Source organism: Parvibaculum sp. MBR-TMA-1.3b-4.2 (assembly GCF_053628815.1).
On record NZ_JBRJHC010000001.1, the window covers coordinates 2,198,641 to 2,219,728 of the forward strand.

A 21,088-nucleotide genomic window follows, 5' to 3' on the forward strand; every position below is an offset into this window, starting at 1 on the left:
CCAGGAACTGCCGATCAATCGCCACGACATGATCGTCAGCCTATCAAGCCATAATGTCGGTTTTTTTGCCGGTGCGAACGCGCATGAAAACCTGCCCGGAAAGACCGGAAAGGCGCATTCTCAGGGTTTCGTCACGCGGCGCAACGTGATGTTGAGACGTCCGCCGCCTTCCAGCAGCGAGGAGGAGCCGGGGATCGTCCGGTCCACGCCGTGGAAGCGCAGGCGGCTTTCGCCGCCCAGCAGCAGCACATCGCCGGAAGCCAATCTGAAACTCTTCGATTTGTCGCGGCGGGCGAATCCGCCCACCCGGAAGACGCATGTGTCGCCCAGCGACAGGGAAAGGACCGGGGCGTCCAGCGCCTCCTCGTCCCGGTCCTGATGGAGGCCCATCCGGGCTTTCGGCCCGCGATAGATGTTGAGAAGACAGGCCTCGGGCGGGGCGGGGTAGCCGGTCAGCTCGTCCCAGAGCGCCATCAGGCTCTCGGGTATGGCCGGCCAGAGGCGGCCCGTTTCCGGGTGGCGGGGCTCATAGCGATAGCCGGAGACGTCCGATACCCAGCCCAGACGCCCGAGATTTGTCTGGGTGATGGACCAGGGCTGGCCGGTGCGCGGCATGACCGGGCGATAGGGCGGCGCGGCGCGGACGGCTTCGCGCAATTCGGCAGCCAGGTGTTGCTGAGCCGCATCGTCCAGCGCGTGAGGAAAGAGCAGGAGCCCCGCCATGCCCGTATCCACGCCGCCGGGCCTTGCTTTCAGCGCCGTTTCCGCCGATGCAGGGGCTGTCATCATGCGTTTACCCGCTCATGCGACATGGCAGATCCCGGAACAGGCCGAAAAACCAGTGTGACCAAATTGCCGCATCACCGCTTGCGGCCCGTAGAACCCAATCCTATATACAGCGCAACCAGTTCCAACCCCTAAAGGACCCTTTGGGGGCCGGTCCGGGGCGGGTTGGCGGTTCGCCATCCCCCCTCGCAAAGCGCCCGCGCTGGTGACGTCTCTTCGGAGAAACGGACAGCATTCGGGGCTTGCCCGGCCTGCCACAGACAAGAGGACCAGAAGCACGATGGGAAAAGTAATCGGCATCGACCTTGGCACGACGAATTCGTGTGTCGCGGTCATGGAAGGCAATCAGGCCAAAGTCATCGAAAACAGCGAAGGCGCGCGGACGACACCGTCCATGGTCGCCTTTACGCAGGATGGCGAAAGGCTGGTTGGTCAGTCCGCCAAACGCCAGGCGGTGACCAACCCCACCAATACGCTCTTTGCGATCAAGCGCCTTATCGGTCGCGCCTATGACGACCCGACCACCCAGAAAGACAAGGAGATGGTGCCCTACAGCATCGTCCGCGCCGACAATGGCGACGCCTGGGTGGAAGCGCATGGCGAGAAATATTCCGCCTCGCAGATTTCCGCCTTCATCCTGCAGAAGATGAAGGAAACCGCGGAAGGCTATCTCGGCGAGAAGGTCGACCAGGCCGTCATCACCGTTCCGGCCTATTTCAACGACGCCCAGCGCCAGGCGACCAAGGACGCCGGCAAGATCGCAGGGCTTGAAGTTCTCCGCATCATCAACGAGCCGACCGCGGCCTCGCTTGCCTACGGCCTTGAGAAGAAGAGCGGCGAAACCATCGCCGTCTACGACCTTGGCGGCGGCACCTTCGATATTTCGATCCTCGAAATCGGCGACGGCGTGTTCGAGGTGAAGGCCACCAATGGCGACACCTTCCTCGGTGGCGAAGATTTCGACATGCTGCTGGTCGGTTATCTGGCCGATGAGTTCAAGAAGGAAAACGGGATCAACCTGCGCGAGGATAAACTCGCGCTTCAGCGCCTGAAAGAGGCGGCTGAAAAAGCGAAGATCGAGTTGTCCTCGTCCTCGCAGACGGAAGTGAACCTGCCCTTCATCACGGCGGACGCCTCCGGCCCGAAGCATCTCAACCTCAAGATCACGCGCTCCAAGCTGGAAGCGCTGGTGGACAAGCTCATCGAGCGCACGATCGAGCCCTGCAAGGCCGCGCTCAAGGATGCGGGCGTGAATGCCGGACAGATCGACGAAGTGGTGCTTGTCGGCGGTCAGACCCGCATGCCGAAGATCCGCGAAAAGGTGAAAGCCTTCTTCGGCAAGGAACCGAACATGTCGGTGAACCCGGACGAAGTGGTGGCGATGGGCGCCGCCATTCAGGCCGGTGTGCTGCAGGGCGACGTCAAGGACGTGCTGCTGCTCGACGTGACGCCGCTTTCGCTCGGCATCGAAACGCTGGGCGGCGTGTTCACCCGCCTTATCGACCGCAATACGACGATCCCGACCAAGAAGGCGCAGACCTTCTCCACGGCTGAAGACAATCAGTCGGCGGTGACGATCCGCGTCTTCCAAGGCGAACGCGAGATGGCGGCAGACAACAAGCTGCTCGGCCAGTTCGACCTTGTCGGCATTCCCTCCGCACCGCGCGGCGTGCCGCAGATCGAGGTCGCCTTCGACATCGACGCCAACGGCATCGTGAACGTGTCGGCCAAGGACAAGGCAACCGGCAAGGAGCAGACCATCCGCATCGAAGCGTCGGGCGGTCTGTCGGAAACCGACATCGAGCAGATGGTGAAGGACGCCGAATCCCACGCCGAGGAAGACAAGAAGCGGCGTGAGGAAGTCGAGACCCGCAACCACGCCGAAGCGCTTGTCCACTCCACCGAGAAGACGCTGGAGGAGAACAAGGACAAGATCGACGCCGAGGTGAAGTCGGAAGTGGAAGCCGCCGCCGAGGAGCTGAAGACGGCCCTCAAGGACGGGTCCGCCGACGACGTCAAGGCGAAGACGGAAGCCCTGACCCAGGTTTCGATGAAACTTGGCGAAGCGCTCTACAAGCAGCAGCAGGCTGATGCCGAGGCGAATGCCGCCGGTGGCGACGAGGCCGGCAGCTCGCAGGACGATGTCGTCGATGCCGACTTCGAGGAAGTCGAGGATGACGACAAGAAGGATGAGGGTAAGAACTCCTAAGGAGTTCCAACAAGTGGACGGGATGCGGTCTGCGCGTCCCGTCCGACTTCAACCGCTTCAGGGCCCAAGCTCAGCGCCCACCGGGTAATCCTTCATGTCCAAGCGCGACTATTACGAAATCCTCGGCGTGAACCGGAACGCCTCAGCCGACGAGCTGAAAAAGGCCTACCGGTCTCTCGCCAAGAAATATCACCCCGACCAGAATGCCGGCGATGCCGAGGCCGAGAACAAGTTCAAGGAATTGAACGAGGCCTATGACGTCTTGAAGGACGAGCAGTCCCGCGCGGCCTACGACCAGTTCGGGCATGCCGCGTTCGATGGCGGCATGGGCGGTCCCCGGGGCGGTCAGCAGGGCTTCCACGGCGATTTCGGCGCCTCCATGTCCGACATTTTCGACGATCTGTTCGGCGAATTCATGGGTGGACGGCGTGGCGGCGGCGGACGCGGGCGCGGCGGCGATGGCGGCCGGATGCGCGGTCACGACCTGCGCTACAATCTCGACATCACGCTGGAAGAAGCCTTCGACGGCAAAAAGGCGCAGATCCGTGTGCCGGGCTCCGTCACCTGCGAAGAGTGCCATGGCAGCGGCGCGGAGCCGGGGTCGAGCCCTGTTACCTGTCCGACCTGCCAGGGCGACGGGCGCGTACGCGCCAGCCAGGGCTTCTTTACGGTGGAACGCACCTGCCCGACCTGCCACGGCCGCGGCCAGACCATCGACAAGCCCTGCAAGGCCTGCAACGGCGCAGGCCGGATCGAGAAGGAACGCACGCTCTCGGTGAACATTCCGCAGGGCGTCGAAGACGGCACGCGCATCCGCCTGTCGGGCGAGGGCGAGGCCGGGCTGCGCGGCGGCCCGCCCGGCGATCTCTACATCTTCCTGTCGGTGCGCCCGCACACGCTGTTCCAGCGCGACGGGGCGGATCTGTTCTGCCGGGTGCCCATTTCCATCGCCACGGCGGCGCTGGGCGGCGAGATCGAAGTGCCGACGCTGGGCGGCAAGAAGGTGAAGGTCAAAGTGCCCGAGGGCGCCCAGACCGGCCGCCAGTTCCGCCTGCGCGGCAAGGGCATGCCCATCGTCAATACGCGCGATTTCGGCGACCTCTATATCCAGGCCACCGTCGAAACGCCGGTGAAACTCACCAAGAAGCAGAAAGAGCTTCTGAAGGAGTTCGAGGAAGCGTCCAGCGACGCCAACAATCCCGAAAGCACCGGCTTCTTCGCCAAGGTGAAGGATTTCTGGGACAGCTTCCAGAACTGACCGATCCGGTTCAGGATAAGAGGCCCCGCTTCGGCGGGGCCTTTTTCGTTCCGCCGCCTGCAGGGTAAGAACATGTCCGTCGAAACGCCTGCGATTGTACCCGAACTTGATGTGACCGATCTGGAGGCCTCGCTGAAGGTCTACACTGAAGTGTTCACCTTCAAGATCCTCTACTCTCGCCCCGAAGAACGCTTCGCCTATCTCGCCCTTGGCAAGGCCCATCTCATGCTTGAAGAGCTGACCGGGCCGGGTCGCAGCTTCCAAACCGCTGCGATGGAATTTCCGTTCGGACGGGGAATGAATCTCCAGATCGAGGTACCGGACGTTCGGGCGCTCTATGCGATGGTTCAGGCGTCCGATCTCGCCATCCATATTCCCCTAGAAGAACGCTGGTACCGGCAGGGAGACTACGAGGCCGGGAACCTTCAATTCGTCGTTGCGGATCCCGACGGCTACTTGCTGCGATTTTTCGATAATCTCGGCAAAAGACCCCGATGACATTGCACCGGAGCCAGCCATGACCGTCCTTGCCAGCGATTTCGACCGGATGAAAGCCGCCCGCCTCGCAGGCCTGCTTTATCTCGCGATCATCATACTCGGCATCTGGAGCGAGATGGTCGTCCGGGCCGCGCTCGTCGCGCCGGGCGATGCCGCAGCGACGGCGGCCGGGATCGCTGCGCATGAAGGACTTTTCCGTCTCAGCATTGCGGCGGACAGCGTCATGGCGCTCTGCGATGCGGCGCTGGCCGTACTCCTTTTTCTGCTGCTGCGTCCGGTGAACGCCACGGTGGCGCTCATGGCCATGGCGTTCCGCCTCATCCAGACGGCGATCCTCGGGGTCAATCTTCTCAACCTGCAAGCGACCCTTCTGGCCATCGGGGATGGCGAGAACGGCACCGAAACGGCCCGCCGCTCGCTCGAGCTGCACAGCCTCGGCTACGATCTCGGCCTCGTCTTTTTCGGCGTGAACTGCCTTCTCACCGGCTGGCTGCTTCTGCGCTCAGGCTGGCTGCACGGGGTTTTCGGCTATGGGCTGATGGCCGCCGGCGGGGTTTATCTCGCAGGCAGCTATCTGCGCATCCTCGCTCCGGCGCTGTCGAGCGGGTTCGCCCCGGCTTATGCAGTGCCGCTTGCGGCGGAACTCGGCTTTTGCCTGTGGCTTCTCGTCAAGGGGCTACCAACGAGACGCGCCGCCTGAGGCTGCCCGCAACTTGGCCCGACCCCTTCCGCCTGCTATATCCCCGGCAACTGAAAGGCATGAGGCATGACCCAGGACCTGAAGATAGCCGTGACCGGCGCCGCCGGACGCATGGGACGCACGATCCTTAAGGTCGTGCATGAGATGCCGGGCGTCGCCATCGGGGCCGGTATCGAGGCGGAAGGCTCGCCGCATCTGGGCGCCGATCTCGGCGAGCTGGCCGGTCTTGCCTATAAGCTGGACCTCACTGCCACCAGCGATGCCGCGGCCGCGATCGCCGATTGCGACGCCATCATCGATTTCACGCGCCCCGCGGCGAGTGTCGCCTTCGCGCAGGAAGCGGCGAAGACGGGCAAGGTACATGTGATCGCCACCACGGGCTTTACCGACGAGGACGAGGCGACAATCGCCGAGGCCGCCAAGGGCGCCGTCATCGTGAAGGCCGGCAATATGAGCCTCGGCGTCAACCTGCTCGCCGCGCTGGTGCGCCAGGCGGCGCGGTCGCTCGACCCCACATGGGATATCGAAATCGTCGAAATGCATCATCGCCACAAGGTGGATGCGCCGTCGGGCACGGCGCTGATGCTTGGCGAGGCGGCCGCGGACGGGCGCAACATCGCGCTCAAGGACAATTTCGAGAGCGGGCGCGACGGCATCACCGGCGAACGCAAGGAAGGCGCGATCGGTTTTGCCGCGCTCCGGGGCGGCTCGGTGGTCGGCGAACATCAGGCGATCTTTGCCGGCGCGCATGAGCGCCTCGTGCTCGGGCACATCGCGGAAGATCGCGGTATCTTCGCGCGCGGCGCCGTCAAGGCCGCGCAATGGGCACAAGGCCGCAAGCCCGGCCTTTACGACATGGCCGACGTACTCGGCATCGACTAACCAAGCGCTTCCCGAAAAGCGGGAACCGATTTTCGGACAAGAAGCGCGAAAATCAAAAACTCTGGCGCGCTTCAACGTTTTCGTTAAACGCACCAATTTCATCAGACCACAGAGCAAAGGAGCGACCCTTGGCCAACCTGCTTGTTCTCGTCCGCCACGGACAGAGTGACTGGAATAAGAAAAACCTTTTCACGGGCTGGCGCGATCCGGAGCTGACCGAGCAGGGCAAGGAAGAGGCCCGGGAAGCCGGCGAAGCGCTGAAAAAGGGCGGCTATCATTTCGACGTCGCCTACACTTCCGCGCTGACGCGCGCGCAGGAGACGAACCGCATCCTGCTGGAAGAACTCGGCCAGACCGACATCGAGATCGTGAAGGACCAAGCGCTGAACGAGCGCGACTATGGCGATCTTTCCGGCCTCAACAAGGACGACGCCCGCGAGAAATGGGGCGAGGAACAGGTCCATATCTGGCGCCGTTCCTTCGACGTGCCCCCGCCCGGCGGCGAAAGCCTGAAGATGACGGCGGAGCGCGTGCTGCCTTATTACGAGGCGAACATTCTGCCGCGCGTGCTGAAGGGCGAGAAGGTGCTGGTAGCCGCGCATGGCAATTCGCTTCGCGCGCTGGTCATGCAGCTCGACGGGCTCTCGGAAGACGAGATCACCAAGCTCAACATCGCGACCGGCGTGCCGATCGTCTATGAGCTGGACGACAACGGCAAAGTGCTCACGAAAAAGATGCTGATCGAGCGCGAGGCGCACTGAGCCTTCACTGCGTCAGCGGCGCGTGCTCCGACACATGTTCGGGCGCGCCCCGCCATTCATGCAGGGCCCGGGACAGCGCGTTGGCGAAGTCCCGGCGCTCGGGCACCGAAAGAAACGAGGCGACTTCCAGATCGCGGCCGTGGCTGCGCAGGCGGAGTTCGGTCGTCTCGTCGGGATTTTCCTTCAGATCGAGCCGCACCCAGTAAGGCTCGAAGCTATAGCCCTTCGCCCTCCCGTACTGGTCCACATGGCGCACGATCAGTTCGCTGTCACTGAGCTGGACGGTCTCATGCGCGCGGGCGGCGCGGTAGTTGGCGCGGAACGCCCACCAGACCAGCGCCACGTCGAGCCCGCAAAAGGGCGCAACGAGCCAGGCGCCTTTCAGCGCGAAAAGAAGACCGGCCAGAAAGTTTACCCCGACCACGATCCCCATGACGACGAGGAAGCCCTGCCGCCCCAGCGAACGATGGGGCGTGATGAGGGCGTTGAAATGCAGCCTCCCGTCCGCCGGCAAAGGCTGGGCGCCGCGATGTTCCGGCAATGGTGTCATGGTTGTATAGAATAGGGTCTGAGCCGCCGCCCGACAATGCGCGGCAGCGCCGCAGCCGGAGAGCCTGTCCCATGCCCCTGATGAAGAAGCCCGCCATCGAAGAGTTTTTCAGCCGTCTGCAAAAGGCGCTGCCGGAGCCGGAGACGGAGCTTCAATACCATAATCCCTATACGCTGCTGGTCGCCGTGGTGCTGTCGGCCCAGGCAACCGACAAGGGCGTCAACAAGGCGACCGAGAAACTTTTCCAGCTCGCCGACACGCCGCAGAAAATGCTGAAGCTCGGGCTCGGCAAGGTGACCGACCACATCAAGACCATCGGGCTTTACCGCAACAAGGCCAAGAACGTCATCGCACTGTCGGAACAGCTTATCGCGCAGCATGACGGAGAAGTGCCGCGCTCGCGCGAGGCGCTGGAGGCGCTGCCGGGCGTGGGGCGCAAGACGGCCAATGTGGTGCTCAATGTCGCTTTCGGCGAGCCGACCATTGCGGTCGATACGCATATCTTCCGCGTATCCAACCGCACGGGCCTTGCGCCGGGCAAGAATGTGCTGGAAGTCGAACAAAAGCTCGAAAAGCGCGTGCCGGAGGCCTTCCGCCTTCACGCCCATCACTGGCTCATCCTGCACGGACGCTACGTGTGCAAGGCGCGCAAGCCCGACTGCCCGGCCTGTCCGGTGAGCGATCTTTGCCTGTTCAAGGGAAAGACGGTCGCGGCGTGACACGGTGCGCGACCGCAATGCTGCATGGATTCCGGGTCAAGCCCGGAATGACGCCGGAGATTTAGGCAAGGTTCCCAATATGCCCGTCACCCCCGACTTGATCCGGGGTCCATCCGGTCTGCCGTCATCTTACTAAGACATCGGCGACGTGCGCTTCGAGGCCACTTCGTCGATACAGTTTTGCTTGTCGGCGGACCCGCCCTCGCGGCGGCGGGCATCGATATAGGTCGAGCCCATCCGGCCCTGATCGTCGGGATAGAAATAGACGAAGAGCGAGCAGCCGCTTCCGCCATATTGCCAGATTTCCGAGCCCGGCTCGGTGCGCCGGAAGTCCGGCTTGCCGAGGCGCCGTTCCAGCGTGTCCGGCTCGACGCCGACGAGACGGTCCGGCGTCAGCTTCTGTTGCGGGGGCAGGCTTGCCATTGCATCGCCGCCGCGCGCGTCGGGATATTGACGGGGCGTCTGGCAGCCGGCGAGCAGGAGCGCCGCGCCCAGAACGAGACAGAGGCGCAAGTCAGGCCGCACGGGCATTTATCCTTTTATAGGTATGGACCATGAAGACGGTGCCGAAGACCGGCGCAAAGAGGTTGAGGATCGGCACGGTGGCGAAGGCGGCAATGGCGATGCCTGCCACGAAGACACTCATGAAGTACCTGCGGCGCAGGGCCTTCGTGTCCTTCGCGTCGCGATGGCGCAGTGCCACCAGCTCGAAATATTCGCGGCCCACCAGATAGCCGTTCATGCCCCAGAAGACGATCACATTGGCGATGGGGATGAAATAGAAGGGCAGCGCCACGAGATTGAAAGCGATGAGCACCAGCGTGAAGCGCAGCGCGGTCACGATGGAGGCGAAGAAAGGCTGATCCTTGCCCGGCGCGTCACCCGGATAGTCCTTCTCCTCCACTTCCGCGGCGATGCTTTCCAGAAAGAGGCCGGCCACCAGCGTCGTCACCGGCAGGACGAGCGGGATCAGGATCACCACCGCAATGAATCGGCTCAGAATGTCGATGATCGTGTCGAGCCAGTCGGTGCCCGTGAGCGGCATCGCATTGAGCCCCCATTGCGCGCCCGCACCGAAGGCGGCGAGAAGCAGGACGGTCAGGCCCAGCGAAATCCACATGACGCGACGGAAGGAGGGAGAGAAGGTTTCTCTCAGGGCGCGCACCGCATCGGAGATCATTCGCTCAACATCCTTTGCACCAGGGCCCGGGGGCGGGAAGCGGCGAGCTTAACGGCTCGCTGTCTCCCGCGCAAACCCGCAGAAACCCGCGCTTTTGGACATGTCGCGCCACATCCCTATACTGCCGCGCGAACCCACCCAAGTATCAACCAAGCTGAGGATCATGACCGACCTGAAATTTGACGTGGCCGGCATCGGCAATGCGATCGTGGATGTGATCGCGCATGCGGATGACGATTTCCTGACCGCGAACGGCATCGAAAAGGGCGCGATGACGCTGATCGACGCCGAGCGCGCGGAAACGCTCTATTCGAAGATGGGACAGGGCACGGAAGTGTCCGGCGGCTCCTGCGCCAACACGATTGCGGGTCTCGCATCGCTGGGCGGCAAGGCTGCCTTTTTCGGCAAGGTACGAAAGGACCAGCTGGGCGATGTCTTCACCCATGACATCCGTTCGCTCGGCGTGCACTTCACCTCCGAGCCTGCGACCGACGGCGACCCGACGGCGCGCTGCCTCATTCTGGTGACGCCCGACGCCCAGCGCAGCATGAACACCTATCTCGGCGCGGCGCAGAACCTCTCCGTTGCCGATATCGACCCGGACGTCATCACGGCTTCCGCCATCACCTATATGGAAGGCTATCTGTGGGATCCGCCCAAGGCGAAGGAAGCTTTTCTGGAAGCGGCGAAGATCGCGCATGGCGCCGACCGCCTCGTCTCGCTCACGCTGTCGGACAGTTTCTGCGTCGACCGCTATCGGGACGAGTTCCGCAATCTCGCCAAGGAAGAGGTCGATCTTCTCTTTGCCAATGAAGCGGAAATCCTCTCCCTCTACGAGACGGATGTCTTCGACGACGCGCTGCAGAAGGTGCTGAAGGACTGCAAGTTCGCCGCAATCACGCGCTCCGAAGCCGGTTCCGTGGTTGTCGCCAATGGCGAAGTGCATGTCGCCGATGCCGAAAAGGTCTCCAAGGTCGTCGATACGACGGGCGCGGGCGACCAGTATGCGGGCGGCTTCCTTTACGGCCTGTCGCGCGGCAAGAGCCCGGTCGAATGCGCGCGCCTCGGCCATATGGCGGCGGCGGAGGTGATCTCCCATGTCGGCCCGCGGCCCGAGGTGAAGCTTTCCGAGCTTGCGAAGGAACGCGGCCTCGCGGCGTAAGCCAGACGGCACAACGAAACGACGAACCCCCGGTCGAAAGGCCGGGGGTTTTTCATTGGCCGATTAAGTTGGTCGATTGAGCCGTTCAGAGCTTGCGCAGATAGACGTCGCGGATGCGGTGGTCGTCGCCCTTGCGCAGGATGAGATCGGCGCGCTGGCGGGTGGGGAGCACGTTCCTGTGCAAATTCGCCAGGTTGATCGACGTCCAGATACGGTCCGCCGTGGCGATCGCTTCTTCGTCCGACAGCTGGGAATAGCGGTGGAAATAGGCGTTGGGATCCTTGAAGGAGGTTTCCCGCAGGCTCATGAAACGCTCGATATACCAGCGCCGGATCGCCTCTTCATCCGCATCGAGATAGATGGAGAAGTCGAAAAAGTCCGAGACGAAGGGCACCGGGTCTTCGCCTTCATCGGGTTTCCAGGGCTGCAACACGTTCAGCCCTTCGACGATGAGGATGTCGGGATTGCGAATGACGATCTCGTCGCCGGGCACGATGTCGTAGGTGTGATGCGAATAGACGGGCGCGGCGGCTTCCGCGCTGCCCGATTTCACATTGGACAGGAAGCGCAGCAGCTTCTTGATGTCGAAGCTTTCCGGAAAGCCCTTGCGCTCCATCAGATTGCGCTCGAGCAATACGGCGTTGGGATAGAGAAAACCGTCCGTGGTGATCAGGTCCACCTTGGGATGGTTCGGCCAGCGCCCGAGCAGTGCCTGAAGAATACGCGAGGTCGTGGACTTGCCCACCGCGACGGAGCCCGCCACGCCGATGATATAGGGAACTTTCGCCTGCTTGGTGCCCAGAAAGTCGGAGGTGACGCGGTAGAGTTCCTGCATCTCCGCGACATAGAGGTTCAGCAGGCGCGACAGCGGGAGATAGATTTCCTCGACCTCGGCCAGCGAGATGCGCTCGCCGAAACCCTTCAGGCGTTCCAGGTCCTCCGCCGAAAGCGGTAGCGGGGTATCCTCACGCAGCTTGCCCCAACGTTGGGCGGTGAAATGGCGATAGGGTGAAAGAGTGGACGCCTTTTCAAATCCATCAGGGCTCGCACTGTCGGGCATCGGCTGGTTCCGGATCGATGTTGCTTCGAGAGACGCTTTGACGGGTCAGCCCCGTTTGCGGCTCGCCTTTTCCTCCAGACCCGACTGGCCTTCGCGCCGGGCAATCTCCCCATAGACCTCCGCCGGGTCGATGTCGAGCGCGGCCATGAGCACAAGCCAGTGGTAGAGCATGTCGGCCGCCTCGGTGACGACCTCGTCACGCTTTCCGGCGGCCGCCGCGATCACCGTTTCGACAGCTTCCTCGCCGAGTTTCTGCGCACATTTCTCGGTCCCGCGATCCAGCAGCTTCGCCGTGTAAGACGTGTCGGGCGAAGCTCCCTTTCGTGAAACGATCGTGCGGAAGAGGTCATCGAGTTGGGAGGCGTCGACGCCCATCGGTCTGTCCTCAGGCTAAAGGAAATCGCCGGCGCCTTGTCCGTGCCGGCTCCAAAGGCGCTCACCTAGCAGATTTATCCACAAGAGGCCAGTAATCGGAAGGAGAGCGAAGGCGGGACGGGAAGGGCGGGCCCCCTTCCTCTGCGTCAGCGGCGGGTGGAGAGAGCGGTCCCGGCAAGGTCTCCCAGTTTTGCCCCTTCCTGGTCGGCCTCGGTGAGATCGGCGCCGCGAAGGTCGGCGCCGCGCAAATCCGTATGGCGGAGATTTGCGCGCTTCATCACGGTTTCGCGAAGGTCGGCGGCGGCAAGGAAAGCACGTTCGAAATTCGTGTCGGCCAGGATCGCCTCATGGAAATCGGCGCCAGCCAGAATGGCGCCGGCGAAATCTGTGCGCGACATGTCCATCCGGGAGAAGTCGGCCCGCTCGCCCTTCGCCTCGTCGCTCTGGATCCAGAGCATATGGGCCGAAAGCATTTTGGCGAGACGGTCCGGGCCCGGCGCGCGGCGCGGCTTTTCGGCCAGCATCATGTCGCCATTATTCGCGGTTGCCTCATCCATGACGGCACGGCGGAAATCGGCCTCGGAAAGGTTTGCCCCGGCAAGCGAGACGCCGGTCAACTCCGCGCCGTTGAAACTCGCGCCGCGGAGGTCGGCGCCCTGAAGGCTCGCCCCGGAAATATCCGCGCCTTCGAAATCCGCGCCTTGAAGTTTGCATTCCGACATATTCGTGCCGAGAAGCTTGGCGCCGCGAAAAGAGGAGTTCTCCCGGCCCGACGGCGCTTCGGTGCCAATCTTGATGACCGAGCCGCGCCGCAGATCCGCGCCGGCAAGTTCCGCTCCGGAAAGCTCCGCATTCTCGAAATGCGCGCCACGCAGATCGGCGCGGGCGAAATTCGTCCGGGTCAGATTGGCGTCGTCGAACCCGGCGCCGAAAAGATTCGTACCCTTGAAGGCTGCGTCTTCGAGATTGGCGCCGGAGAAATCGCAACCGATGAAATGGCCCTGCGAGAAATTCAGGCCGCGGAAATCGAGGCCGGAGAGATCGCATTCCTTCATCACCACGCACCAGCCATTGGGCACGCCACGCAGATAGCGAATATGGAAATCGGCAATCCGGCGAAGCGCGTCCTGCGATATGCGGCGACCCACAATCGCCTGGCCTTCTCGAGGGGCGACCGCGCGGGGCTTGTTTTCCTTGCGGCTGGGCGCCGGAGACGAACTCATTTCTTCGCGATCCCGATACTCTGTGCAAACTCGGCAAGCGTTTCACCGAACCTTAGCGGTGAGTATTTCCGAAATGATTAACCCCTCCGGAAAATTTCGCTGGATCGCAATCGCGGCGGGAAGCGTGAGGTCAGCCGCGCCAGAAGGCGGGCCGGGCGGTGAAATCGGCCCATAGGGACCGCACGCTTTCCCATTCCCGTTCCGCCCTTGCCAGATGGAACTCCGCCACATGCGCCACAGCGGGCTGGAGCGCGGCATCGTCCTTTGCCAGCTCGCCCAGAATGGCACGGGCCGTCGCCAGATCGTTCAACGCGCCGAACGCATCCTGCAAACGGGAAAGATCCTTCAGATAGGGCTTGGCCTTTTTCCGTCCGAAGAGGGACTGGAAGAAAGAAAGCGTGTAGCGCAGTTTCTTCAGGCGCTTGCGCAATTCGTGACGCTCTTCCTCATCGAGCTCGTTCATGCGGCTCCCCAGCCTTTCGACGCTGGCCTGCCGCTTGTCGAGGGCGCGTACCGCAAAGTCGGTAACGGGATCACCGGCGGAACTTTTCGCACGCCAGCCCCGTTCGCTCAGGAACAGCGCCAGCTGCAGCACGAAACGGCTGTAGCGCTGCGAATGGATTGCCTTGCCCGCAGCGGACCAGGCGCGGGCCCGCTCTTCCTCCACCTTGCGTTTCAGGACGGCAAAGGCTTCTTCCTCACCCTCGGCAGGCGTCACCGGTTCCAGAATGTCATGGGCGAAGACATCGAAATCGCGGGCGCGGCCCACCGCATTGCCGAGCCATTTCGCTTCCGCGGACAGCATTTCCGCCGTTTCGCCGCCGATCTCCTTGCGGAAGACGGTGAATGCGGAGCGCATACGCCGCAGCGACACGCGAAGCTGGTGCAGCCCTTCCGGCAGGCGCGCATCGAAGGCAGGACCTTCATTGGCCAGCAGGTGCAAAAGGCAATCGCGGAGGATGAGTTCATAGGCCTCTTGCGCGGAGAGGCTCTTGTCGAGATCCGTCTGCTCCGCCTTGACCGCGGCGGTCGCCGTTCCCTGGAGGAGGGCGAAGCCGCGTTCGGCCTTGCTCATGCGCGCTATCCGCATGGGTACGATATCGGCAAAGCCGAGCGCGATACGATAAAGCTCCTCCGGGCAGCCTTCCTTCAACTCCAGTTCGACTTCGCAGATATCCGCCTTGCTGCCATTGGCTTTCACCGAGCCGGCATCGAAAGCGAGTTCCACGAGGTCGCCGCCTTCGGAGCGGAGATTGATCGTCTCCCGGTCGATATCGCTCTCGATACGGGGAAGCAGCTTCTCGTCATCGATCAGCTTACGGAGCTTTTCGCGAACGGGCGGAGGAAGCAGCTCCAGATCGGGTTCATCGACGCGGCAGGGAAGGAGAGACTCGAACTCCTGCGTATCGTGGAAGACGCTCGTCGCCGTCTGGTCGTTGCCGGCTTTCAGGGTCTGAATGCATTTGTCGCCGGTGAAACGCAGGCGGAGCGCAAAGCCGTTCGCGCCAAGCCGCAGATCGTCCGTGTCGAAATAAACGGAGCGCATCCGTTTGCGGCCGACCGCCATGCCGTTTTCGCGCAGATAGGGCGCCCCGCGCAGGCGCTCCATCGCCTCGGGCGTGCATTGCAGTTTGAGTTCGATTTCCCTGTCGATCATGATCGCGGCGCAGCCGGTGTGGTCATCGTTCTGTCGCTCAAGGGGCACTTGTATATTAGCGTAGGCCAAAATTACAATTCATCGCAGCGGCGGTGCGACAATAACGTCAAATTCGAACCGGAACGCCCGCATTCGCCATGTGCTGCTTGGCTTCGCCGATCGTGTGTTCCCCGAAATGGAAAATCGAGGCGGCGAGCACCGCGCTTGCATGACCGTCGCGGACACCTTCGACCAGATGATCGAGCGTGCCCACGCCGCCCGACGCGATGACCGGTATCGCGACCGCATCGGCCACGGCGCGGGTAAGCGCAATGTCGAAGCCGTTGCGCGCGCCGTCGCGGTCCATGGAGGTCAGAAGGATTTCGCCGGCGCCGAGTTCGGCCATGCGCGCGGCATATTCCACCGCGTCGATGCCGGTGGGCTTGCGGCCGCCATGGGTGAAGATTTCCCATTTGCCGGGGGACACCTGTTTGGCGTCAATGGCAACCACGATACACTGATTGCCGAATTTCTCGGACGCCTGACGCACGAATTCCGGGTTGGTCACGGCAGCCGTATTGATCGATACCTTGTCGGCGCCGGAAAGAAGGAGCGCGCGGACATCTTCCACGGTGCGCACGCCGCCGCCCACCGTCAGGGGCATGAAGCAATGTTCCGCCGTGCGGCGCACCACGTCGAAAATGATGGCGCGCTCTTCATGGCTCGCCGTGATGTCGAGAAAGCAAAGCTCGTCCGCGCCCGCCGCGTCATAGGCCCGGGCGGCCTCCACCGGATCGCCCGCATCGCGCAGGTCGACGAAGTTCACGCCTTTGACGACGCGACCGTCTTTCACGTCGAGACAGGGAATGACGCGGGATTTGAGCATCAGGCTTGCCCTTTCAGCAGCGCCAGCACTTCCTTCGGGTCGAGGCGGCCATCGTAAAGCGCGCGGCCGGAAATGGCGCCCTCGATGCCGGGGCAGTTCGCGGCCTGCAACGCCTTGACGTCGTCGATGGAGGAAAGCCCGCCCGACGCAATCACCGGAATGGAAATCGCATTGGCGAGATCGACGGTCGCGTCGATATTGAGCCCGCCCAGCACGCCGTCGCGGTCGATATCGGTATAGATGATGGCCGCGACGCCTGCATTCTCGAAGCGCTTTGCCATCTCCAGCACGGTGAGTTCGGAGACGTCGGCCCAGCCTTCGGTGGCGACCCTGCCGCCCTTGGCGTCCAGCCCGACCGCGATGCGGCCCGGAAATCTCTGGCAGGCCTCGGTCACGAGGTCGGGATCCTTCACCGCCGCCGTGCCGATGATGACGCGGGCGATCCCCTTGCCGAGCCAGGTTTCGATGGTCTTGAGATCGCGAATGCCCCCGCCCAGCTGAACGGGAATGGAGATGGCGGCAAGAATTCCGTCCACCGCATCGGCATTGACCGGGCGGCCTTCGAAGGCACCGTTCAGGTCGACCAGATGAAGATATTCAAAGCCCGCCGCCTCGAAGGCGCGAGCCTGGGCGGCCGGATCGTCATTGAAGACGGTTGCCTCTTCCATCAGGCCGCGCACCAGGCGCACGCATTGGCCGTCTTTCAGGTCGATGGCCGGAAACAGGATCATGAGAGTCAGACTTTCCAGGTCAGAAAATTGCCGATGAGCGCGAGGCCAAGGGCCTGGCTCTTTTCGGGGTGGAACTGCGTGCCCACCATATTGTCACGGCCAACCGCGGCGACGACCGGGCCGCCATAATCGGTTTCGGCCAGCACATCTTCCTCGTCCTCAGCCTTGAAGGCATAGGAGTGGACGAAATAGGCATGATTGCCGGGCAGGTCCGCCAGAAGCGGGTGGGCTCGCTTGAGGGCGAGCTCGTTCCAGCCCATATGCGGGATCTTGAGCGAGCGGTCGGCGGGGTCGATGGGCTTAACATCGCCCTTCAGCCAGCCCAGCCCCTTGTGGACGCCATATTCGAGGCCGCGCTCGGCCATGAGCTGCATGCCGACGCAAATGCCGAGAAAGGGTTTTCCTTTCCCGCGCACTTCCTCGTCCAGCGCCTCCACCATGCCGGGGATGGCATCGAGCCCGGCGCGGCAATCGCCAAAGGCGCCGACACCGGGCAGCACGATCCTCTCGGCCCGGCGCAGGGCCTCCGGATCGCCGGAGACGAGGATATCGGCGGCCAGGCCGCGTTCGCGGGCCGCGCGCTCAAAGGCTTTGGCCGCTGAATGGAGGTTGCCGGATTCGTAATCGACGATGGTGACGAGCATCGGAGGCTTTCTGAAGCGTTTTCAGCGCGAGTGGTATGGCTCAAGCTTGCGGCTTTGGGAAGAGGCCAAGGACGCGCTCATCGTCGCGGCGCGGCCAGACGCCCTGTTTGGCGCCCGCCTCCCGATGGCCGCTATCCTTTTCCGCACCGCCGGCGCCGTCTTTGCCCTTCTTGGGGCCGTTGAGACTCTTCGGACGCTTGGGCCAGACGCCGCCCGAGGGCGATACCCAGTTTCCGGTCGCTTCGGAAAGATCGACCGGGCCTTTCCAGCGGGAAAAGAAAATACGTTCCGCATCGGCCCTGTCGGACGCGGCGACGATATCGACCTCCACATAGGCCTTGCGGTCCAGCACCCAGCGCCGCAGATCATTGCCCTCGAAGCCAAGCCAGAACTGCATGGCGAAGGCGACAATGACGGGCACCGCTTCGTCGACATGGCTGGCCTCGGCCAGGGCGCCGAGCAGCACCGCCGCGGCAATCCAGAGAATGAGCGGGATCCAGAGGCGGCGGTAGAGCAGCCAGAGCCAGCCGAAGATCAGCCCGCCCCAAGTAAAGCCCTCGCGCACGAAAACGAAGCCCTCGCCATCGGCGGGCGCGTCCTTGCGAAAATGGACCGTATAGATGCGCATGGAACCGTCTTCCGGAAGCGGGCGGACCGCCCGTCCTTCATCCGCTCCTGTTTAAGGCAGATCGCGCGGCATGGCCACCGCTCAGCTGCCGAGGACGCCCTTGGTGGAGGGAATGACATCGGCCGTGCGCGGGTCGATCTCCATCGCATCGCGAAGCGCCCGGGCAAGTCCCTTGAAGCAGCTTTCCACGATGTGGTGGTTGTTCTCGCCATACATGTTCTCGACATGCAGCGTGATGCCCGCATTCTGCGCGAAGGCCTGGAACCACTCCTTGAAGAGTTCGGTATCCATATCGCCCAGCTTCGGCTTGGTGAAATCCACCTTCCAGATGAGATAGGGGCGCTGCGACACGTCGATCGAGACGCGGGTGCAGGTCTCGTCCATCGGGATAATGGCCGTCGCATAGCGGCGGATGCCCTTGAAGTCGCCCAGCGCCTTTTTCACCGCCTCGCCGATGACGATGCCGGTGTCCTCGGTGGTGTGGTGGAAATCGATATGGAGGTCGCCCTCGGCGCGGAGTTTCAGATCCATCAGCGAGTGGCGGGAAAGCTGTTCCAGCATGTGATCGAGGAAACCGATACCGGTCGAGACATCATACTGCCCCGTGCCGTCGAGATTCACCTCGGCGGCGATGCTGGTTTCCTTGGTCTTGCGCTCCACCTTCGCGGTGCGCGCAGCGCGTTCCATATCCATTTGCCTTTTCCTCAAGGCGGCGGGGACCTGTCCCCTCCGGTCTCTTGCTCTCTCGGGGCGGCTTTTATCAGCGCGGTGCGGGAAGCGCTAGCCTCGCCGCCGCCGCGATACCTGCCTGGAGATAGATTCAATTTGAAATACAAATGCTTATTCGACGTTAACCTAACGGCTTAATGAATCCTCATGTGACACATTAAGAGGTTTTACCGGAATCTCCGAAGTATTTAGCAAGTTATTGATTCAATTAGGCCGCCAAAATAGCCGGTAGCAACCTGCGATCACGCCCACGCAAGATGTTGTGATCGCAGCCGGGGATGCGCGGGGTGGCGCACGGTTGCCTCGCTTGCCATATAGGGTGCCCGCATTGCCTGAAAAAGGAACCCGACCATGGCCTGGCAAAGCCGCATGACCGACGACCTCGCCCGCTTCATTGGAACGCAGGATCATTTCTATTTCGGCACGGCGAGTGCGAAAGGCGCGCCCTATATCCAGCATCGCGGGGGCCCGAAGGGCTTTTTGCGGGTGATCGGGGAAAACCGCCTCGGCTTCGCCGACTTTGCCGGCAATGCCCAATATGTCTCGCTGCGCCATATGGAGGAAAACCCCCAGGCCTTCATCTTCCTGATCGACTATCCCAGCCGCACCCGCATCAAGATCAGGGGCCATGCGCGGCCGATTACCGACCCCGAAGAGATCAGACCGCTGGCGGTGCCGGGCTATCGCGCCCGGGTGGAGCGGGGCATTCATTTCGACATCAAGGAATGGGACCTCAACTGCAAGGCGCATATCCAGCCGCGCTGGGACAGCGAAATGCTGACCCCCGCCTTCGACCGGCTGGAAACCCGCATTCACGAGCTCGAAGCAAAGGTGCGAGAGCTGGGCGGCGATCCGGGCGACTTCGAGATGCCGCGCTAGCGGGCCCTGACAGAGCCCTAATAGAGATTGTCCTTGGCGTCCTGCTCCAGCGCGTCATCGATGGGCTTGGCGTCCATCTCGAGCTTCATCTGGTCGCGGATCATCTCGCCGAAGCTCGGCATCTCGCTTCTGGGAACCTGATTGTCAACTTCCCAAAGCCCTGAGCGCTTCAGCGCCTTGGTGCAGTGCAGATAGACCTCTTCCACCGCGATCGTCATGACGGAGCGGGGCGGTTTGCCCTGATGTTCGAAGCGCTTCATCAGATCGGGGTCAGTGGTGGTTACGGCCTTGCCGTTCACCCGCAGCATTTCGGTGAAACCTGGGATGAAGAAAAGCAGGCCCACGGCAGGCTGATGGACGACATTGGTCAGCGTATCGAGCCGGTTGTTGCCCGGCCGGTCCGGGAGGGCGAGCGTCTTTTCATCCAGCACATGGACGAAGCCCGGCTCTCCACCGCGCGGCGAGACATCCGCCGTCCCGTCCGGCCGCGAGGACCCAATGCAGACAAAGGGCGAGAGCTCGATGAAACGGCGCGAATGCGGGTCGATGACGGCGAGTTGCTTGAAGACCGCGCCGTCCGACGGCTCGCGATAGACGGTCCGGAGGTCCGGTTCGCTGGCCAGAACACGCTTTGTCTCGCTCATGATGTGCTTCCTTTATCCGCCTTGCGTTTCTCAAGCCTAGGCCCAGCCCCTTGCTTGTTGCAAGCGATTCTCATCTATAAGGCCAAAGCGAGGCATTCCGGCCCGCTGTCTTGACCGCGCTCGCGGGAAAGGCCACATGGAGGCGATCCTACCGCCTCTATCCGGAGCCCCGTCTTATGAGTGACCCGAACCGCCGCTTCCCCGTCGACTGGCATGGCACCACCATTCTGGCCATCCGCAAGGGCGGGAAAGTCGTTCTCGCCGGCGACGGCCAGGTTTCCATGGGCGACACGGTGATGAAGGGCACGGCGCGCAAGGTGCGCCCGCTCGGCAAGGGCGATGTGATCGCCGGTTTCGCGGGCGCGACGGCCGATGCGATGACGCTGTTCGAACGGCTTGAGGCCAAGCTCGAGCAATATCCCAACCAGCTGCTGCGGGCGGCGGTGGAACTTGCCAAGGACTGGCGGACCGACCGCTTTCTGCGCCGCCTCGAAGCGCTGATGATCGTGGCCGACAAGGAAGTCACGCTGGTGCTGACCGGCAATGGCGACGTGCTGGAGCCCGATGGCGGCGTGGTCGGCATCGGGTCGGGCGGCAATTATGCGCTTGCCGCCGGCAAGGCGCTGATGGACAGCGATCTCGGCGCGGAAGAAATCGCCCGAAAAGCGATGGGAATTGCCGCGGAAATCTGCGTCTACACCAATGACAATGTCGTTGTCGAAGCACTGGATGGCTGACCGATGGACCCGCGGCTCCCCAGACACCGGCAGACCGGCCCCGATAGCGGTTTTGCGGACCGCTGCGCCGCGAAGCGGCACAGTCTTTCACATGCCGGGTCGGCGGCTCTCCGCTCCAATAGGCGCAGAATGCCATTATTCAGATTTGCGGGTTGGAAGACGGGTCGCGGAAACGACGGGAAGGGTCGGCGAAACAGCCGTCCGGCCGCAA

General features: G+C 62.8%; 24 protein-coding genes. 10 read left to right on the forward strand and 14 right to left on the reverse strand.

Annotation, left to right across the window (positions count from 1 at the left end):
- Window positions 1-120: 120 nt before the first annotated feature.
- Window positions 121-786, reverse strand: a complete 666-nt coding sequence (locus ACSSVQ_RS10510; RefSeq protein ID WP_454184683.1) for an alpha-ketoglutarate-dependent dioxygenase AlkB — start codon at window positions 784-786, stop codon at window positions 121-123.
- Window positions 787-1,066: 280 nt separating this feature from the next.
- On the opposite strand from ACSSVQ_RS10510, the gene dnaK reads away from it, so the two are divergent.
- From dnaK to ACSSVQ_RS10540, 6 genes are all read left to right on the forward strand, one after another.
- Complete coding sequence (gene dnaK / locus ACSSVQ_RS10515; RefSeq protein WP_454182900.1) at window positions 1,067-2,995, forward strand: molecular chaperone DnaK; 1,929 nt, start codon at window positions 1,067-1,069, stop codon at window positions 2,993-2,995.
- A gap of 94 nt (window positions 2,996-3,089) precedes the next feature.
- Window positions 3,090-4,253 carry a molecular chaperone DnaJ gene (gene dnaJ / locus ACSSVQ_RS10520; protein ID WP_293327944.1) on the forward strand — a complete coding sequence of 388 codons (1,164 nt, stop codon included), beginning with the start codon at window positions 3,090-3,092 and terminating at the stop codon, window positions 4,251-4,253.
- 72 nt (window positions 4,254-4,325) lie between these two features.
- Window positions 4,326-4,751 carry a bleomycin resistance protein gene (locus ACSSVQ_RS10525; RefSeq protein WP_454182902.1) on the forward strand — a complete coding sequence of 142 codons (426 nt, stop codon included), beginning with the start codon at window positions 4,326-4,328 and terminating at the stop codon, window positions 4,749-4,751.
- A gap of 19 nt (window positions 4,752-4,770) precedes the next feature.
- On the forward strand, window positions 4,771-5,451 hold the full coding sequence (locus tag ACSSVQ_RS10530; protein ID WP_454182904.1) for a DUF4386 domain-containing protein: 681 nt from the start codon (window positions 4,771-4,773) through the stop codon (window positions 5,449-5,451).
- A gap of 66 nt (window positions 5,452-5,517) precedes the next feature.
- Window positions 5,518-6,333 carry a 4-hydroxy-tetrahydrodipicolinate reductase gene (dapB, locus tag ACSSVQ_RS10535; protein ID WP_454182906.1) on the forward strand — a complete coding sequence of 272 codons (816 nt, stop codon included), beginning with the start codon at window positions 5,518-5,520 and terminating at the stop codon, window positions 6,331-6,333.
- 128 nt (window positions 6,334-6,461) lie between these two features.
- Entirely contained in the window at window positions 6,462-7,094 is a 633-nt protein-coding gene (locus ACSSVQ_RS10540) for a 2,3-bisphosphoglycerate-dependent phosphoglycerate mutase (protein ID WP_454182908.1), read from the forward strand.
- Between the two features lie 4 nt (window positions 7,095-7,098).
- On the opposite strand, the gene ACSSVQ_RS10545 is transcribed toward ACSSVQ_RS10540, so the two are convergent.
- Entirely contained in the window at window positions 7,099-7,644 is a 546-nt protein-coding gene (locus ACSSVQ_RS10545) for a DUF2244 domain-containing protein (RefSeq protein ID WP_454182909.1), read from the reverse strand.
- Between the two features lie 71 nt (window positions 7,645-7,715).
- Here ACSSVQ_RS10545 and nth point away from each other — a divergent pair, with 71 nt between their 5' ends.
- Window positions 7,716-8,363, forward strand: coding sequence for an endonuclease III (nth, locus tag ACSSVQ_RS10550; RefSeq protein WP_454182911.1), 648 nt, complete (start codon window positions 7,716-7,718; stop codon window positions 8,361-8,363).
- A gap of 132 nt (window positions 8,364-8,495) precedes the next feature.
- Here nth and ACSSVQ_RS10555 read toward each other — a convergent pair whose 3' ends face one another.
- Both ACSSVQ_RS10555 and ACSSVQ_RS10560 read right to left on the reverse strand, forming a co-directional pair.
- Window positions 8,496-8,888 (reverse strand): hypothetical protein, encoded by a 393-nt coding sequence (locus ACSSVQ_RS10555; RefSeq protein ID WP_454182913.1) that lies wholly within the window; start codon window positions 8,886-8,888, stop codon window positions 8,496-8,498.
- On the reverse strand, window positions 8,878-9,543 hold the full coding sequence (locus ACSSVQ_RS10560; RefSeq protein ID WP_454182915.1) for a sulfate transporter family protein: 666 nt from the start codon (window positions 9,541-9,543) through the stop codon (window positions 8,878-8,880). The genes ACSSVQ_RS10555 and ACSSVQ_RS10560 overlap by 11 nt, the downstream gene beginning before the upstream one ends.
- A 163-nt stretch (window positions 9,544-9,706) precedes the next feature.
- Between ACSSVQ_RS10560 and ACSSVQ_RS10565 the strand changes: the two genes are divergently transcribed.
- A complete protein-coding gene (locus ACSSVQ_RS10565) occupies window positions 9,707-10,705 on the forward strand; it encodes an adenosine kinase (RefSeq protein WP_454182917.1) in 999 nt (332 codons plus the stop codon).
- Window positions 10,706-10,790: 85 nt separating this feature from the next.
- Here ACSSVQ_RS10565 and coaA read toward each other — a convergent pair whose 3' ends face one another.
- The 9 genes from coaA to hisB form a co-directional block, all read right to left on the reverse strand.
- Window positions 10,791-11,765 (reverse strand): type I pantothenate kinase, encoded by a 975-nt coding sequence (gene coaA / locus ACSSVQ_RS10570; RefSeq protein WP_293327914.1) that lies wholly within the window; start codon window positions 11,763-11,765, stop codon window positions 10,791-10,793.
- A gap of 45 nt (window positions 11,766-11,810) precedes the next feature.
- On the reverse strand, window positions 11,811-12,140 hold the full coding sequence (locus ACSSVQ_RS10575) for a phosphoribosyl-ATP diphosphatase (protein ID WP_293327911.1): 330 nt from the start codon (window positions 12,138-12,140) through the stop codon (window positions 11,811-11,813).
- Between the two features lie 146 nt (window positions 12,141-12,286).
- Window positions 12,287-13,363: a pentapeptide repeat-containing protein gene (locus ACSSVQ_RS10580; RefSeq protein WP_454182920.1), complete on the reverse strand. Its 1,077-nt coding sequence runs from the start codon at window positions 13,361-13,363 to the stop codon at window positions 12,287-12,289.
- A gap of 130 nt (window positions 13,364-13,493) precedes the next feature.
- Window positions 13,494-15,068, reverse strand: coding sequence for a CYTH and CHAD domain-containing protein (locus tag ACSSVQ_RS10585; protein WP_454182922.1), 1,575 nt, complete (start codon window positions 15,066-15,068; stop codon window positions 13,494-13,496).
- A 58-nt stretch (window positions 15,069-15,126) separates the two neighbouring features.
- Complete coding sequence (gene hisF, locus ACSSVQ_RS10590; protein WP_454184684.1) at window positions 15,127-15,888, reverse strand: imidazole glycerol phosphate synthase subunit HisF; 762 nt, start codon at window positions 15,886-15,888, stop codon at window positions 15,127-15,129.
- Window positions 15,885-16,616 (reverse strand): 1-(5-phosphoribosyl)-5-[(5-phosphoribosylamino)methylideneamino]imidazole-4-carboxamide isomerase, encoded by a 732-nt coding sequence (gene hisA / locus ACSSVQ_RS10595; RefSeq protein WP_454182924.1) that lies wholly within the window; start codon window positions 16,614-16,616, stop codon window positions 15,885-15,887. Before hisA ends, hisF begins: the two co-directional genes overlap by 4 nt.
- A 5-nt stretch (window positions 16,617-16,621) precedes the next feature.
- Window positions 16,622-17,260: an imidazole glycerol phosphate synthase subunit HisH gene (gene hisH, locus ACSSVQ_RS10600; protein WP_454182926.1), complete on the reverse strand. Its 639-nt coding sequence runs from the start codon at window positions 17,258-17,260 to the stop codon at window positions 16,622-16,624.
- 40 nt (window positions 17,261-17,300) lie between these two features.
- Complete coding sequence (locus tag ACSSVQ_RS10605; protein WP_454182928.1) at window positions 17,301-17,888, reverse strand: DUF2628 domain-containing protein; 588 nt, start codon at window positions 17,886-17,888, stop codon at window positions 17,301-17,303.
- Between the two features lie 81 nt (window positions 17,889-17,969).
- A complete protein-coding gene (gene hisB, locus ACSSVQ_RS10610; protein ID WP_454182930.1) occupies window positions 17,970-18,581 on the reverse strand; it encodes an imidazoleglycerol-phosphate dehydratase HisB in 612 nt (203 codons plus the stop codon).
- A gap of 387 nt (window positions 18,582-18,968) precedes the next feature.
- Here hisB and ACSSVQ_RS10615 point away from each other — a divergent pair, with 387 nt between their 5' ends.
- Window positions 18,969-19,496, forward strand: coding sequence for a pyridoxamine 5'-phosphate oxidase family protein (locus ACSSVQ_RS10615; protein ID WP_454182932.1), 528 nt, complete (start codon window positions 18,969-18,971; stop codon window positions 19,494-19,496).
- Window positions 19,497-19,513: 17 nt separating this feature from the next.
- Here the strand turns inward: ACSSVQ_RS10615 and ACSSVQ_RS10620 are convergent, their stop codons facing one another.
- Complete coding sequence (locus ACSSVQ_RS10620) at window positions 19,514-20,140, reverse strand: pyridoxamine 5'-phosphate oxidase family protein (protein ID WP_454182934.1); 627 nt, start codon at window positions 20,138-20,140, stop codon at window positions 19,514-19,516.
- Between the two features lie 176 nt (window positions 20,141-20,316).
- Between ACSSVQ_RS10620 and hslV the strand changes: the two genes are divergently transcribed.
- Entirely contained in the window at window positions 20,317-20,877 is a 561-nt protein-coding gene (hslV, locus tag ACSSVQ_RS10625) for an ATP-dependent protease subunit HslV (RefSeq protein WP_293327886.1), read from the forward strand.
- The last annotated feature ends 211 nt before the right edge of the window (window positions 20,878-21,088 follow it).